The sequence below is a fragment of the Roseovarius lutimaris genome, assembly GCF_900115165.1.
GTDB lineage: Bacteria > Pseudomonadota > Alphaproteobacteria > Rhodobacterales > Rhodobacteraceae > Roseovarius > Roseovarius lutimaris.
The window spans coordinates 22,100-36,616 of record NZ_FOVP01000008.1 but is presented as its reverse complement, the minus strand read 5'-3'; the positions used below and the strand labels follow the sequence as shown (position 1 = coordinate 36,616).

At 60.7% G+C, this 14,517-nt stretch carries 12 protein-coding genes and 1 other RNA gene; 12 read left to right on the top strand and 1 reads right to left on the bottom strand.

Going from position 1 to position 14,517, the window contains the following annotated elements:
* Nucleotides 1-2 precede the first annotated feature (2 nt).
* From BMZ91_RS08330 to BMZ91_RS08320, 3 genes are all read left to right on the top strand, one after another.
* Nucleotides 3-1,772, top strand: coding sequence for a sensor histidine kinase (locus BMZ91_RS08330; RefSeq protein WP_092836982.1), 1,770 nt, complete (start codon nt 3-5; stop codon nt 1,770-1,772).
* Between the two features lie 18 nt (nt 1,773-1,790).
* A complete protein-coding gene (locus BMZ91_RS08325) occupies nt 1,791-3,113 on the top strand; it encodes a sigma-54-dependent transcriptional regulator (protein ID WP_092836979.1) in 1,323 nt (440 codons plus the stop codon).
* Nucleotides 3,114-3,519: 406 nt separating this feature from the next.
* The gene (locus BMZ91_RS08320) at nt 3,520-6,237 is read left to right on the top strand and encodes an Rne/Rng family ribonuclease (protein WP_092837323.1); all 2,718 of its coding nucleotides are present in this window, start codon (nt 3,520-3,522) and stop codon (nt 6,235-6,237) included.
* A 140-nt stretch (nt 6,238-6,377) separates the two neighbouring features.
* Here BMZ91_RS08320 and BMZ91_RS08315 read toward each other — a convergent pair whose 3' ends face one another.
* Nucleotides 6,378-6,605 carry a sulfurtransferase TusA family protein gene (locus tag BMZ91_RS08315; protein WP_092836976.1) on the bottom strand — a complete coding sequence of 76 codons (228 nt, stop codon included), beginning with the start codon at nt 6,603-6,605 and terminating at the stop codon, nt 6,378-6,380.
* 93 nt (nt 6,606-6,698) lie between these two features.
* Here BMZ91_RS08315 and BMZ91_RS08310 point away from each other — a divergent pair, with 93 nt between their 5' ends.
* The 9 genes from BMZ91_RS08310 to BMZ91_RS08270 all read left to right on the top strand — a co-directional run bounded on the left by BMZ91_RS08310 (nt 6,699) and on the right by BMZ91_RS08270 (nt 14,294).
* Nucleotides 6,699-7,460: a cytochrome c biogenesis CcdA family protein gene (locus tag BMZ91_RS08310; RefSeq protein ID WP_092836973.1), complete on the top strand. Its 762-nt coding sequence runs from the start codon at nt 6,699-6,701 to the stop codon at nt 7,458-7,460.
* Nucleotides 7,461-7,514: 54 nt separating this feature from the next.
* Nucleotides 7,515-8,723, top strand: a complete 1,209-nt coding sequence (locus tag BMZ91_RS08305; RefSeq protein WP_092836970.1) for a hypothetical protein — start codon at nt 7,515-7,517, stop codon at nt 8,721-8,723.
* Between the two features lie 10 nt (nt 8,724-8,733).
* Nucleotides 8,734-10,113 carry a cytochrome P450 gene (locus BMZ91_RS08300; protein ID WP_092837320.1) on the top strand — a complete coding sequence of 460 codons (1,380 nt, stop codon included), beginning with the start codon at nt 8,734-8,736 and terminating at the stop codon, nt 10,111-10,113.
* 9 nt (nt 10,114-10,122) lie between these two features.
* Nucleotides 10,123-10,476, top strand: a transfer-messenger RNA (tmRNA) gene (gene ssrA, locus BMZ91_RS08295).
* Between the two features lie 142 nt (nt 10,477-10,618).
* On the top strand, nt 10,619-11,857 hold the full coding sequence (gene chrA / locus BMZ91_RS08290; protein WP_425441559.1) for a chromate efflux transporter: 1,239 nt from the start codon (nt 10,619-10,621) through the stop codon (nt 11,855-11,857).
* A 74-nt stretch (nt 11,858-11,931) separates the two neighbouring features.
* The gene (locus BMZ91_RS08285) at nt 11,932-12,396 is read left to right on the top strand and encodes an SspB family protein (protein WP_092836963.1); all 465 of its coding nucleotides are present in this window, start codon (nt 11,932-11,934) and stop codon (nt 12,394-12,396) included.
* Between the two features lie 115 nt (nt 12,397-12,511).
* Nucleotides 12,512-13,903: a class II fumarate hydratase gene (gene fumC / locus BMZ91_RS08280; RefSeq protein WP_092836960.1), complete on the top strand. Its 1,392-nt coding sequence runs from the start codon at nt 12,512-12,514 to the stop codon at nt 13,901-13,903.
* Nucleotides 13,900-14,079, top strand: coding sequence for a DUF4169 family protein (locus tag BMZ91_RS08275; protein WP_092836956.1), 180 nt, complete (start codon nt 13,900-13,902; stop codon nt 14,077-14,079). Before fumC ends, BMZ91_RS08275 begins: the two co-directional genes overlap by 4 nt.
* Complete coding sequence (locus BMZ91_RS08270; RefSeq protein WP_092836953.1) at nt 14,076-14,294, top strand: ribbon-helix-helix domain-containing protein; 219 nt, start codon at nt 14,076-14,078, stop codon at nt 14,292-14,294. The genes BMZ91_RS08275 and BMZ91_RS08270 overlap by 4 nt, the downstream gene beginning before the upstream one ends.
* The last annotated feature ends 223 nt before the right edge of the window (nt 14,295-14,517 follow it).

Here is a 14,517-nt window from a genome sequence, read left to right as displayed (position 1 = left end):
TCATGAGCGGCTCATTGGTCAAAACCCCACCCTCCCGCATGCGCACCATAAGCTGGCGCGCGCGCCTTGTGCTCTTGGCGCTTGTGGTGCTGGCGGTGTCGGTGGTGGTGGTGACCAATCGCCTGTTGACCGACCGCTTTACCGAAAACACCCGCAACCGCGCCGAGCTGCGGCTGGTGCTTTACAGCGGCAACTTGCTGAGCGAGCTGCGCCAGAACGCGATTGTGCCCCAGCTTCTGGCGCGTGACCCGGCGCTTATTCGGGCGCTCAGTACCGATGATTACGCCCAGTCCACGCAGCGGCTTATCTCCTTCCTGAGCGAGATCGGCGCCGCGTCTTTGACCCTGCTTGACAAGGACGGGCGCACGGTGGCCGCGACCGAGCGCAGTTCGCTTGGCAAGTCGCTCAAGCAGGAGCCGTATTTTGTTGATGCCCTGCGCTCAAGAGATACTGTTTTCAAGGTGTTGCGTCAGGAATCGGGCCAATATAACTTTTATTATTCGCGCCGGATCGACACGCAGAACGAAGTGCTTGGCGTGATCCTGGTCGAGGTTGATCTGCGCAAGTATGAACGGGCCTGGGCGGGGATTTCCGATGCGGTGATGGTCACCGATAGCGAGGGCCAGATCATCCTTGCAACCGAACCCCGCTGGCGCGGTGTGACAGAGGCCGACGCGCTGCGCCGCGAGCCCGCCAATAGCGCCATCCAGCGCGCCATTCAGGCCACCGCCGACTGGACCGCCTTGCCCCCCGATGCCTATGTACGCGGCGAGGCGGTGATGCGCGTCGAGGGGCGGGTGGCGTTTCGGGGCTGGCGCATTGCCAGTTTCACCACCTATGCCGCCGTGCGCGACAAGGTAAACGGCTATCTCGCGCTTGAAATCATGGGCTTTGCGATTCTTCTGGCGCTCGCATTTTATTTCCTGAACCGGCGCACCGCCGTGCGCATGGTCCTGTTTCAGCGGGAATCGGCAGAGCTTCGCGCATTGAATGCCCGGCTCCAGCGGGAAATCGCCGAACGCCGACGGGTGCAGGAAAACCTTGCCGTGGCCGAACAGACGCTTCAGCAAAGCTCGAAACTGGCGGCTCTGGGCGAGATGTCGGCGGCGGTCAGCCACGAGCTGAACCAACCCTTGGCGGCGATGAAAACCTATCTGGCTGGCGCGCGGCTTTTGCTGACTCGAAACCGCCCGGATGAGGCGCTGTCGTCGTTCCAGCGGATCGACGATCTGATCGAGCGGATGGGCGCGATCACCAAACAGCTCAAGTCCTATGCGCGCCGGAGTGGTGACACGTTCGAGCCTGTAAACATGGGCGATGCGCTTGCCTCGGCGCTTGCGATGATGGAACCGCAGCTACGTCTGCGCAAGATCAAGATCGACCGCACCCTGCCCAGTGAACCGGTGATGATCATGGGCGATCGGGTGCGCGTGGAACAGGTCATGATCAACCTCTTGCGCAACGCCATGGATGCCACCGAAAACGTCAAGGATGCCACCATCGGTATCCTGTTGGCCGCCGGGGAAACCGCGATCCTGACGGTGCGCGACAATGGCACCGGGATTGTCAACTTCGAGAACATTTTCGAGCCGTTTTACACAACCAAGCTTCCCGGTGACGGGGTCGGCTTGGGGCTTGCCATTTCATCGGGTATCGTAAACGACCTAGGCGGGCGTCTTACGGCGCGCAATGCGATTGATGGGGGGGCTGTATTTGAAATGCAACTACCTATCTTGCAACAAGAGCCGGAAAAGACCCGTGCAGCGGAGTGATATAGAATGCCAAGTGCGATGAAGATTGCGATTGTTGACGACGAAAAAGACATGCGTCAGTCGATCAGCCAGTGGCTGGCCCTGTCAGGCTATGACACCGAGGCCTTTCCAAGCGCCGAAGAGGCGTTGAAATCTCTGGGGGTGGATTATCCGGGCATCGTGGTCACCGACATCAAGATGCCGGGCATGGATGGCATGCAGTTCCTCAAAAAGCTGATGGGGGCGGATTCAAGCCTGCCGGTGATCATGATCACCGGGCATGGCGATGTGCCGATGGCGGTCGAGGCGATGCGCATCGGGGCGTTTGATTTCCTGGAAAAGCCGTTCAACCCGGATCGCATGACCGAACTGGCCAAAAAGGCCACGCAGGCGCGCCGCATGACGCTTGATAGCCGCGCGTTGCGCAAAGAGCTGTCGGATGGCGGCCAGCTCATGAAAAAGCTGATCGGCACCAGCCAGGCGATGGAGCGGCTGAAAGAGGATATTCTTGATCTGGGGCAGGCCGATGGTCACGTTCTGATCGAGGGCGAGACCGGCACCGGCAAGACCCTTGTGGCGCACGCGCTTCATGCGGTCGGCGCACGGGCAGGCAAAAAGTTTGTCACCGTCTCCTGCGCCGCGTTCGAGGAAGAGGCGCTGATCAAGCGGCTGTTCGGCCCGATGCACCCCGAAGACACCCAGTTGCCCGCGGTCGAAGAGGCGCGCGGCGGCACGCTCGTGCTTGAGGATATCGAATCCCTCTCCGAGGCGGCGCAGGCCCGTCTTCTGACCCATATCAATGACGATGGCACGCCGCCCGAAACCCGTATTGTCGCGATTTCCAACATGCAGGACGAGGGGCGCACCTGTGAAGACGCGCTTCGCCCTGATCTGTTTTACCGATTGGCGTCGCTGCGCATCACCCTGCCGCCGCTGCGCCAGCGGGGCGAAGATATCCTGACGCTGTTCACCCGGTTCAGCGATCAGTTTGCCGATGATTATGGCTGCGACGCGCCGCAGGTCTCGGCGCAGGAGGCGACCCAGCTTTTGCAGGCGCCCTGGCCGGGCAATGTGCGCCAGCTTTTCAACGTCGCCGAGCGCGCGGTGCTGCAATCGCGCCGGGGCAGCGGCACCATCGCCTCGCTGCTGATATCGGATCATCAGGACATGCAACCGGTGATGACCACCGAGGGCAAGCCGCTCAAGGAATATGTCGAGGCGTTCGAGAGGATGCTGATCGACAACACCATGCGCCGCCACAAAGGGTCGATTGCGGCAGTGATGGAGGAACTCTGCCTGCCGCGCCGCACCCTGAATGAAAAAATGGCGAAATATGCGCTGCAACGCTCGGATTATCTCTGAGCGTTCATTCGCGCGGAATCGCATTTTCTCCATTGTAATTCCTCTGTGTGACGCTTTAGTGTACCCGAATGGAGACATGCATCGTGATGCAACCTCCGAGAGAGTTTCGCTATTGGGTGCGTGCCTAGGATGATATCCCGCAGTTCCCAATAGACCGATTGGGCCTCGTAAAGGGGCCAAATACACGCCTGATCCCTGAATGCCAGGTTGGTCAGGCCCTGAATTGGCACTCCAACAGGTGCCGGAGTAAAAGAACCGCGATGCAGCGCGCGACACATCAAAACGTCAAAGCCGGGGCCGATACAGGGCCCCTTGGCTGCGCACGCGCTATCGCCCTTATCAGACATCGCCCGCAACGCGCCGCCCTTCTGGGGCAGGTGTGTGCGCCACGATGCAAACGGAAAACATGGCTAAGAAAATGCTCATTGATGCCACCCACGCGGAAGAAACCCGCGTTGTGGTGGTCGACGGAAACAAGGTTGAGGAATTTGATTTTGAATCCGAAAACAAACGCCAACTTGCAGGCAATATCTATCTAGCAAAGGTTACCCGGGTCGAACCGTCGCTTCAGGCGGCGTTCATTGATTATGGCGGCAATCGCCACGGCTTTCTCGCCTTCTCGGAAATTCATCCCGATTACTATCAGATCCCGGTCGCTGACCGCGAGGCCCTGATGGAAGAAGAACGTGCCTATGCCGAGGCGCAAAAAGAAGAAGACGAAAAGCCCAAGCGCCGCACCCGGTCGCGCTCGCGGTCGCGCAGCAAGGCAGAGACCACCAAATCCGATGATGCGGTGGTGAATGCCGAGATTTCCGGCATGGAAACCATCGACCTTGAGGGCGAGGGCGAAGAGGGGTCGTCGCCGATGGAGCGGGTTGGCGAAACCCCCGTGGAAGAGCCGGACGGCGATACCGCAGAGGCCCCGGACGTCACCGAAACCCAAGACATCGCGCCCGCAGCCGATCAGGCCAGCGAGAGCGAAGTCGGCGATGATGATGGCGACGACGAGGACAACGGCGAGAAAGCCCGCGATCACTCATCGCGCGATGCCGAGATCGAATCGGTTGCCGACGAAGACGACAGCGAAGATATCCGCCCGGTGCGCAAACCGCGCCCGCGCCGCTACAAGATCCAGGAAGTGGTCAAGGTGCGCCAGATCCTTCTGGTGCAGGTTGTCAAGGAAGAGCGCGGCAACAAGGGCGCGGCGCTGACCACATACCTTAGCCTTGCCGGTCGCTATTGTGTGTTGATGCCCAACACCGCACGTGGCGGCGGGATCAGCCGCAAGATCACCAATGCGGTGGATCGCAAGAAGCTCAAGGAAATCGCCAATGAGATCGACGTGCCGACCGGCGCTGGTCTTATCGTGCGCACTGCCGGGGCCAAACGCACCAAGGCCGAAATCAAGCGCGATTACGAATATCTTCAGCGGCTCTGGGAGCAGATCCGCGAGCTGACGCTGAAATCCATCGCGCCCGCCAAGATTTACGAAGAGGGCGATCTGATCAAACGCTCGATCCGCGACTTGTACAACCGCGAGATCGACGAGGTTCTGGTGGAAGGCGAGCGCGGCTATCGCATCGCCAAGGACTTCATGAAAATGATCATGCCGTCCCATGCCAAGAACGTGAAACACTACGTCGACCAACAGCCGCTTTTCGCCCGCCATCAGGTCGAATCCTATCTCTCGGGCATGTTCAACCCCACGGTTCAGCTCAAATCCGGCGGCTATATCGTGATCGGCGTGACCGAGGCGCTTGTCGCCATCGACGTCAATTCCGGTCGTGCCACCAAGGAAGGCTCGATCGAGGACACCGCGACCAAGACCAACCTTGAGGCCGCCGATGAGGTCGCCCGCCAACTGCGGCTGCGCGATCTGGCCGGTCTGATCGTCATCGACTTTATCGACATGGACGAGCGTCGCAACAACACGGCCGTCGAAAAGCGCATGAAAGACAAGCTCAAGACCGACCGCGCGCGCATTCAGGTTGGCCGGATTTCCGGCTTTGGCCTGATGGAAATGTCGCGCCAGCGTCTGCGCCCCGGCATGATCGAGGCCACGACCCAGCCGTGCCCGGCCTGTCATGGCACCGGTCTTATCCGCTCGGATGACAACCTTGCGCTGTCGATCCTGCGTCAGATTGAAGAAGAGGGCGTGCGCCGCCGCTCGCGCGAGGTTCTGGTGAAATGTCCGGTGGGCATTGCCAACTATCTGATGAACCAGAAGCGCGAGCATGTGGCCGGGATCGAAACCCGCTATGGTCTGTCGGTGCGCATCGAGGGCGACCCGATGCTTGTCAGCCCTGATTTCACGCTTGAGAAATTCAAGACCGCAACCCGCGCCGTGCCCGAAATGGTTGTGCCGCAATTTGTCTCGGCTAACAGCTCGTTGATGGATGACCCCGAAGACGAGGTCACAGCGGATGTGGCGGCGGACGAGGCTGAGGCGGACACCAAGGCCCCCAATGATGAGGCCACCAACGGCAATGAGGATGGCGACAAGCCGAAAAAGCGCCGTCGTCGGCGGCGACGGCGGTCCAAATCCGGCGGTAATGGTCAGGATGAGAATGGCGAAAACGGTGAAAATGGCGCTGTAAGCGAAGAGGCCGCCCCCGAGGCGGATGCGAAACCCGCAGAGCAAGCCGCCGAACCCACTGCCGAGGCTGCGCCCGAGGCCGAGGAAAAGCCCAAGCCCAAGCGCACACGCAAGCCCCGCAAAAAGCCCGAGCCGAAGGCGGCTGAAGCCGAGCCCGACGCGGTCGCAGCAGAAACGGACGCGCCCGCCGCCGAGGCAGAGCCCGTAAAGCCCAAACGTACCCGGGCGCCGCGCAAGAAGAAAGAGCCTGTCGCGGAGGCGGCACCCGAAGCCGACGCCGTCGATACTGGTGAAATCGCGCCAGAGGACCCCGCGACCGAAGCGCCCGCGATGGTCGCCCCAGAACCCGAGCCGACGACCCCGGAGCCGGAACCGGTTGCGGTCACGCCAGAGCCCGAGCCAGCCCCGGAGCCGGAACCGGCTGCGATCACGCCAGAGCCCGAACCAGCCCCGGCACCGGTGGTTGAGGAGGTCGCAAAGGAAGACACCAAGCCCAAACGCCGTGGCTGGTGGTCGCTTGGCGGCTAGAGCATGTTGCTCAAAAGTGGGAAGCGGTTTTGAGCTTCTCGAACATGCGAAATCAAGACGGATACTCTAAGCCAAGGCGCCTGATCTAAGACATGCAAACGCCGCGCCCTGAAAAGCGCGGCGTTTCGCGTTGGCGGGCTTTAGGATTTGCGGATGATATAGGTCTGCACGCCGCCCGACTCTTTGGCCTCGACAAGGTCATGCCCGGCCTCGGCGCAGAAATGCGGCACATCAATGATGGCCGCCGGATCATCGGCCTGCATTGCAATCAGATCGCCAACGCCAAGCGATTTCAATCGCTTGCGTAGTTTCAGAACGGGCAGGGGGCATAAAAGCCCGGTGGCATCAAGCGTGTCTTTCGGTGTCATACCTGCCAGATAGCGGCCTTGTTACAACCTGTCCACAAGGATGTGACGCAATGCCGGGTGACGCGCGGGCGCGAACGGGCTATGTCACGGGGTATGTTTGGAATCGAAATTATAGACGCAGGCCTTATGCCCGCGATGATCGTGGCCCTGGTGGCCGGAATCATCTCATTTCTCAGCCCCTGTGTGCTGCCGATCGTACCGCCTTACCTCGCCTATATGAGTGGGGTCAGCCTGAACGAGTTGTCCGATGCATCCGACAGGTCCGGCGCGCGGGCGCGCGCGGTGATACCGGCCTTGTTCTTCGTTCTCGGCCTCTCGACGGTGTTCTTGTTCCTTGGCTTCACGGCCTCGGCCATTGGCACGGTTTTCTTGCAATATCAAAGCTATTTCAATACGATAGCGGGTATTCTTGTGATGGTCTTTGGGGCGCATTTCATCGGAGTCTACCGGATTTCCTTTCTGGATCGCGAGGCGCGGATTGATGCCGGGGATCGGGGCGGATCGTCCTTTGGGGCCTATGTTCTGGGCCTTGCCTTTGCCTTTGGCTGGACGCCCTGCATCGGCCCGCAACTTGGCGCGATCCTGTCGCTGGCGGCCTCGGAGGGCAATGTTGCGCGCGGCACGACGCTCTTGGCGATCTATGCCATCGGCCTTGGGGTGCCGTTCCTTCTGGTGGCGGCCTTCCTGCCGCGCCTGACCGGGCTTATGGGCTGGATGAAACGCCACATGGAACAGATCGAGCGGGTGATGGGCCTGTTGCTCTGGACGATTGGCCTGTTGATGCTGACCGGCGGCTTTTCGGCGTTTTCCTTCTGGCTGCTTGAGGTCTTCCCGGCGCTTGCGGTGCTTGGATAAGACCTTACTCTTGCCAAAATCCTGCGCTAGGCTTGCCTGTGCAAGAGGTAAGGTATGAGCAGCCCCCAAACCCCCGAAGTGCGCCGCAGGCGCGTGTTTTACATTCCGGGATATGATCCCATTCCGCCGCGTCGCTACCGCGAGCTTTACCGCAAGGAAAGCGCCGCGCAGGCAGGGGTGTCGGGCTATGACATGGCGCTTGTGCCGGGGGCGCCCGGTACGCGGTTCGGCTGGAGCGTGCAGGCGGCAATCGACGGCACCGAGGTGCAAAGCGATTTCGCGGTGCTGGTCTGGTCCGATATTGTCAAAGACAGCATGGCGCGCGGGATCATCGCGACCTATCTGCAAATGACGCGCACGGCGGCGACCTATATCGGTTCTGGCGCGCTTTTTCGGCTGATACGGCTGCGTAAGGGGCCGGTGATCGCGGCGCTTTATCCGGTCGGCTTTCTGATCGTGCAACTGATGCTGGCGCTTTTGCTGGCCTGGGGGCTGGGGCGCCTCCTTGCCCTATGGCTGCCATGGGGCGTCTGGGGCGGACTTGTGGTGGTGCCCGTGGTGCTGGAATGGTTCCGGCGCATGGATGGCCGGTTTTTCGCCTATTACCTGATGCATGATTATGCCTATTCGGCCCGCTATCTGGGCGCCAACCCGCCCGAGCTTGAGGCGCGCATGGCCGAGTTTGCCACCGAGATTGCCGAGGCGCTGACGCAAGACAGCGACGAGGTGCTGGTGGTTGGCCATTCCTCTGGTGCGCATCTCGGGGTGTCGATTCTGGCCGATCTGATCCGCTCGGGCCGGGTGCCCGAGGATGGCCCGGTGCTGTCGTTCCTGTCGCTGGGGCAGGTGGTGCCGATGGTATCCTTCCTGCCGCGCGCGGACCGGCTGCGCGCCGATCTGGCGTATCTCTCGGCGCGCCGTGACCTGACATGGGTCGATGTCACCGCGCCCGGCGATGGCTGCGCCTTTGCGCTTTGCGATCCGGTCGCCGTCACCGGCGTTGCCCCTGATAACAAACGCTGGCCTCTGGTGCTCTCTGCTGCCTTTTCCCAGACCCTGAGTCCGGCACGATGGAAGGCGCTGCGCTGGCGGTTTTTCCGGCTGCATTTTCAGTATCTCTGCGCCTTTGACCGGCCCGGCGACTACGATTACTTTCAGATCACCGCCGGGCCGAAAACTCTTGGCACCCGCTACGCCGGTCGCGCCCCCTCCAAAAGCCGGATTGAGCGACCGACCTCGGGCTATCGAAGCATGAGTGCATGAGGAAAACCCCATGACCCTGCCGCCCAAACCAACACCGCGTTCCGGGCGAGTGTCACTCTGGCGTTATCTGCGGCTGTTTCGCGAGGATATCCTCTCGGCCCAGCCTGCGCGGCTTTATCGCCCCTGGATGGCAGAGTTTCGCACGCCGTTCTTTCGCTCGTATCTTTGCAATCAGCCCGAGCTTGTTGACCTTATCCTCAAACACCGGCCCGATGATTTTCCGAAATCCGATCGCGTGGGTGAGGGGCTGCGCCCGCTGTTGGGGCAATCGGTCTTTGTCACCAATGGCGATCTCTGGAAGCATCAGCGCCGCATCATCGACCCGGCGTTCGAGGGCGGGCGGCTGCGCGATACCTTTGGTGCCATGGTCAAGGCGGGCGAGGGCGCGGTGGCGCGTCTTGCCCCGCTCGCAACCGGCCAGCCGGTCGAGATCGAGGCCGAAGCAAGCCACGTTGCGGCGGATGTGATCTTTCGCACGCTGTTTTCGATCCCGATTGAAAACGCCGTCGCCGCGCGTGTGTTTGATCAGTTTCGGGCCCATCAGCGCACGCAACCGGTACTAAACCTTGCCGCCTTTGTGCCCTTGCCGCGCTGGTTCCCGCGCTTTCACCGCCGCCGCACCCGCCAGACGGCCCGCGCCATTCGCCAGCTGATCACCACGCTGACCGAAACCCGGATGGACGAGATCACGGCAGGCACCGCGCCCGACGATCTTGCCACCAAGATCATGACCACCGCCGATCCGGTCACCGGACAGCGGTTTGAGACCGAAGAAATGGTCGATCAGGTGGCGATCTTTTTTCTGGCCGGGCATGAAACAAGCGCCTCTGCTCTGGCCTGGGCGCTATATCTGTTGGCGATGCATCCCGAATGGCAGGACAAGGCCGCCGCCGAGGCGCAGGGGGCCCTGCAATCGCGGCCCCCGGAATTTGGCGATATGGCGCGTCTCAGGGTGGCAAAAGACGTCTTTCGCGAGGCGCTGCGGCTTTATCCGCCGGTGCCGATGATGGTGCGCGAAACCGCCTGTCCCGAGCGTTTTCGTGACCGTGATATTCCGACGGGCGCGCAGATTGTGCTGAGCCCCTGGCATCTGCACCGTCACGAGCGGCTCTGGGACAATCCGGACGGGTTTGATCCGGACCGGTTTCAAACCGAGAACGGCAAGACCTGTCTGCGCAATGCCTATATGCCGTTTTCCGCCGGTCAGCGGGTCTGCCCCGGTGCCGGGTTCGCGATGATCGAGGGGCCGCTTTTGCTGGCCATGCTGGTGCGGGCCTACCGGTTCGCGCTTGTGGCCGAGCGCCCGGCGATGCCGGTGGCGCATCTCACGGTGCGCGGGCGCGACGGGATATGGCTTGCCATCACCCCGCGCACGCCGCTTGAAAAATAGCGCAAACCGCCCCTTTGCAAGCGCGTTCCGAGCCCCTATATATGTGTTGTCCTTTCGGGGACTATGGACATAAACGCGCTCGTAATAAGCGGATCGGACCCGGGGGCGGTACCCGGCGACTCCACCAATAATCCCTTCATTTGGGGGATCCTGGGGTCGAAACAGGATCGACGAACGTCTAAAGGGGTTTTGCTTTGTCTCGGTGAGGTACCACCGTTATCGGTCCGAAAAGTACAATTGCAAATGACAATCGTGCTCCGGTAGCTCTCGCAGCGTAAGCTGTTAGACAAGCCGAAACTTAAGCCCTTGCGCCTAGCCGCGTAAGGCGGGGTTCGCAGGCACCTGGCAACAGAAGCCTGCACTTTCCCCAAACCATAGCTGTGATTGACAGGCCTGCGTGATCCATGCACTTCCTGTGACGATACAGGATTGGCGACGCCTGTCCGACGTGACCGAGATTTCCCCCGGCGCCACACCATTAAAGGTGAGAAACGCATTGCAGCACATTGAGTTTGCACAGATTTTTCGTGTCTTCGGGCGCATCGGCCTATTGTCGTTTGGCGGCCCGGCGGCGCAGATTTCGATGATGCATGACGAATTGGTTGTGCGTCATAAGTGGTTGACAGAACAGAAATTTCTTGGCGCGCTGTCGTTTTGCATGCTGTTGCCGGGCCCCGAGGCGATGCAATTGGCGACCTATGCGGGCTGGCGATTGCGTGGCGTGCCCGGCGGGCTGATGGCGGGGCTGTTGTTCGTGTTGCCGGGGGCGGCTGTGATTCTGGCCCTGGCGATGGGATATGCCTATTACGGCCAGCTGCCGCTGGTGCAGGCGTTATTTCTGGGGGTCAAGGCGGCGGTGGTGGTCATCGTGCTTCAGGCGCTTTTGAACCTGTCGCGCCGCGCGCTTGTGGGCGTGCAAAGCTGGGTTCTGGCGGCTCTTGGCTTTGCGGCGATGTTTTTCCTGTCGGTGCCGTTTCCGCTGATTATCGGCGCGGCGGCGCTCTGGGGCTATCTGGCAAGCCGGGGGCAGGTCGCGGCGCCATCCGTTACCACGCCGGTGCCACTTGGCACGACGCTGCGCACGGCCACGCTCTGGGGCGCTCTCTGGGCGGCGCCGATCATCATTGCCTGGGCGTTTGGGGCGACATTCCTGGCCGATCTGGCGCTGTTTTTCAGCAAGCTGGCGCTGGTCACTTTTGGCGGGGCCTATGCGGTGCTGGCCTATATGACCGACACGGTTGTCTCGACCAAAGGCTGGCTCAGCACGGCGCAGATGATCGACGCGCTTGGACTGGCGGAAACAACGCCGGGGCCGCTTATCCTTGTGACCGAATTTGTCGGCCTGTTGGCGGGCTTTGCCCAGGGCGGGCCGGGGCTTGCGGTTGTTGCCGGGATCATGACCCTTTGGGTGACGTTTACCCCCTGTTTTTTATGGATATTTACCGGCGCCCCCTATATCGAACGCCTGCTGGAGCGCCCCCGACTCAAGGGTGCCCTGGCGGGGATATCGGCGGCGGTGGTCGGGGTGATCGCGAATCTGTCGGTCTGGTTTGCGCTTCATGTGCTGTTTGGGACGGTGCGCGAGACCCGCTTTGGCCCGCTCCCCGAGATTGCAAGTTTTGACCCTTTGAGTTTCATCATGGTGGGGCTTGCAGGCGGCTTGCTGCTTTGGCTGCATCTGTCGATGGTCCGGGTTCTGGGGCTCATGGTGGTTTTCGCGGGCGCTCTCCATGGTTTGATCTAAAGCTGCGCATTGGAGGTCTTTTGTTTTGCTTCGAATCCCCTATGCTGGAGTGCAGCAATTCCCTGAGGTAAAGCATGTCTCGTTCAATCGACTATGGAAATTTGATGCATCGGGCCATGCGTGGCCTGATTCAAGAGGTCTTGACCGAGGTTCGCGACAACGGATTGCCGGGCGCGCATCACTTTTTCATCACCTTTGACACGACTCACCCTGACGCCAAGCTGGCCGATTGGCTAAAAGAGCGGTATCCGGCGGAAATGACCGTGGTGATGCAGCATTGGTATGACAATCTAGAGGTCACGGATGACGGGTTTTCGATCACGCTGAATTTCGGCGATGCCCCCGAGACGCTCTATGTGCCCTACGATTCGATCCAGACTTTCGTTGATCCGTCGGTGGAATTCGGTCTTCGGTTTGAAACGCAAGACAGCGACGATACGGATGACGATGACGACGACCCAAGTGATCCCGCGAGCCTTGAGGTTGAACCCGAAAAGACCGAGGCCGATGTTGTCAGCCTTGACAGTTTTCGCAAATAACCTGTTTTACCCGGTGGCCTGCGCGCCGCGCGACACTGTATCCCACGGTATACAGTATTGATCTTTCCGGTGCGTGCGTTATGAACAGCACAAACCGTCAGAGAGAGGCTTTGCCATGACCGCCACCCGTACCGAAACCGATAGTTTTGGCCCGCTAGAGGTTCCCGTAGATAAATATTGGGGCGCGCAAACGCAGCGCTCGATCCAGAACTTCCCGATCGGCTGGGAAAAACAGCCCATCGCCATCGTGCGCGGGCTTGGGGTGATCAAAAAGGCCTGTGCGCAGGCGAATATGGCCTCTGGCAAGCTTGACCAGACCCTTGGCAATGCGATCCTGCAGGCCGCAGGCGAGGTGATCGAGGGCAAGTTCGATGACAATTTTCCGCTGGTCGTCTGGCAGACCGGCTCTGGCACCCAATCCAACATGAACGCCAATGAGGTGATCGCCAATCGCGCGATTGAAATCCTTGGCGGGGTGATCGGTTCCAAAGATCCGGTTCACCCAAATGACCATTGCAACATGGGCCAGTCATCAAATGATACCTTCCCCACGGCCATGCATATCGCCACCGCAATGAGCGCGCGCGATGTGCTTTTGCCGGGCTTGGAAAAGCTGTTGGCCGGGCTGGAAGCCAAGGCCGAAGAGTTCAAGGACATCATCAAGATCGGCCGCACCCATACGCAGGATGCCACGCCGCTGACCCTGGGCCAGGAATTCTCGGGCTATGCCCATCAGATCCGCCAAGGGATTGCCCGCGTCAAGGCGACGTTGCCCGGCATTTACGAGCTGGCACAGGGCGGCACCGCCGTGGGCACCGGGCTGAACACCGCGCCGGGCTGGGGCGAAACCGTTGCCGCAAATATGGCCGAGATCACCGGCCTGCCGTTTGTCACCGCGCCCAACAAGTTCGAGGCCCTTGCCGCCCATGACGCGATGGTGTTCATGTCCGGTGCCCTGGCGACGGTCGCAGGCTCTTGCTACAAGATCGCCAACGACATCCGCTTTCTCGGGTCCGGCCCGCGCTCTGGTCTGGGCGAGCTGATCCTGCCCGAGAATGAACCCGGCTCCTCGATCATGCCGGGCAAGGTCAACCCGACCCAGGCCGAGGCGCTGACGCAGGTCGCGGCGCATGTGATGGGCAATGACGCGGCGATCAAGTTCGCCGGCAGTCAGGGGCACTTTGAGTTGAACGTTTACAACCCGATGATGGCCTATAACCTGTTGCAATCCATACAGCTTTTGGGCGACGCCGCCGATAGCTTTACCGAGCGGATGCTGAACGGCATCAAGGCCAACGAGCCGCGGATCGACAAGCTGATGAAGGAAAGCCTCATGCTGGTGACGGCGCTTGCGCCTACCATTGGCTATGACAATGCGACCAAAGTGGCCAAGACCGCGCATAAGAATGGCACCACCCTCAAGGAAGAGGCGATTGCCTTGGGTCTTGTCGATGCCGAAACCTTTGACCGCGTGGTGCGCCCGGAAGACATGATCGGCCCGAAATGACATCGGGGCCGGTCAATCTGAACCGGTTCAGGAAAGACAAGGCGCGGGCCAGGGACAAGGCCCGCGCCGATGAAAACGCGGTCAAATTCGGGCGCAGCAAGGCGCAAAAAGAGCTTGAAAAGGCCCGCGCTGACAAGGCCACGCGCGATCTTGATCAACGCAAGGGCGACGAATGAGCGCGCGGCCGGTCAAGCATTCCCTGACCCTCAAGGGCCATCGCACCAGCGTGTCGCTTGAGGCGGAGTTCTGGCAGGCATTTCGCGAGATCGCGGCGCAAAAACAAATACCGATCAATGCCTTGGCGGCACAAATTGATGCAGAGCGCGGCGTCGATATCGGGCTTGCCTCGGCGATCCGGCTATATGTTCTACGTCATTTTCAGGGTCGGTAATCGTGCGAATATGGCGCCGCAGGGATGGGGTGCCATTTTCTATTTTTGTCGTGGCGGTTACTCGACCGGCACAGGCTCTGCGCCGCCATGCGTGCCTTGGTAGGGCCTCACAAGGCAGAATTTTGCCGTGGAGAGAAATACGGCGCCCGACCGCCATCTGCGATTCCGCAGGCCGGAAAATGCACATTTGCGACGTGATACGGTTCGTTTCCTTACCTCAAAT

Excerpts from the sequence above, each read along its gene's own strand:
- BMZ91_RS08275 (WP_092836956.1), top strand. The coding sequence starts at position 13,900 with ATGACATCGGGGCCGGTCAATCTGAACCGGTTCAGGAAAGACAAGGCG.
- BMZ91_RS08305 (WP_092836970.1), top strand. The coding sequence starts at position 7,515 with ATGAGCAGCCCCCAAACCCCCGAAGTGCGCCGCAGGCGCGTGTTTTAC.
- BMZ91_RS08270 (WP_092836953.1), top strand. The coding sequence starts at position 14,076 with ATGAGCGCGCGGCCGGTCAAGCATTCCCTGACCCTCAAGGGCCATCGC.
- BMZ91_RS08330 (WP_092836982.1), top strand. The coding sequence starts at position 3 with ATGAGCGGCTCATTGGTCAAAACCCCACCCTCCCGCATGCGCACCATA.
- BMZ91_RS08320 (WP_092837323.1), top strand. The coding sequence starts at position 3,520 with ATGGCTAAGAAAATGCTCATTGATGCCACCCACGCGGAAGAAACCCGC.
- fumC (WP_092836960.1), top strand. The coding sequence starts at position 12,512 with ATGACCGCCACCCGTACCGAAACCGATAGTTTTGGCCCGCTAGAGGTT.
- BMZ91_RS08310 (WP_092836973.1), top strand. The coding sequence starts at position 6,699 with ATGTTTGGAATCGAAATTATAGACGCAGGCCTTATGCCCGCGATGATC.
- BMZ91_RS08315 (WP_092836976.1), bottom strand. The coding sequence starts at position 6,605 with ATGACACCGAAAGACACGCTTGATGCCACCGGGCTTTTATGCCCCCTG.
- BMZ91_RS08325 (WP_092836979.1), top strand. The coding sequence starts at position 1,791 with ATGAAGATTGCGATTGTTGACGACGAAAAAGACATGCGTCAGTCGATC.
- BMZ91_RS08300 (WP_092837320.1), top strand. The coding sequence starts at position 8,734 with ATGACCCTGCCGCCCAAACCAACACCGCGTTCCGGGCGAGTGTCACTC.
- BMZ91_RS08285 (WP_092836963.1), top strand. The coding sequence starts at position 11,932 with ATGTCTCGTTCAATCGACTATGGAAATTTGATGCATCGGGCCATGCGT.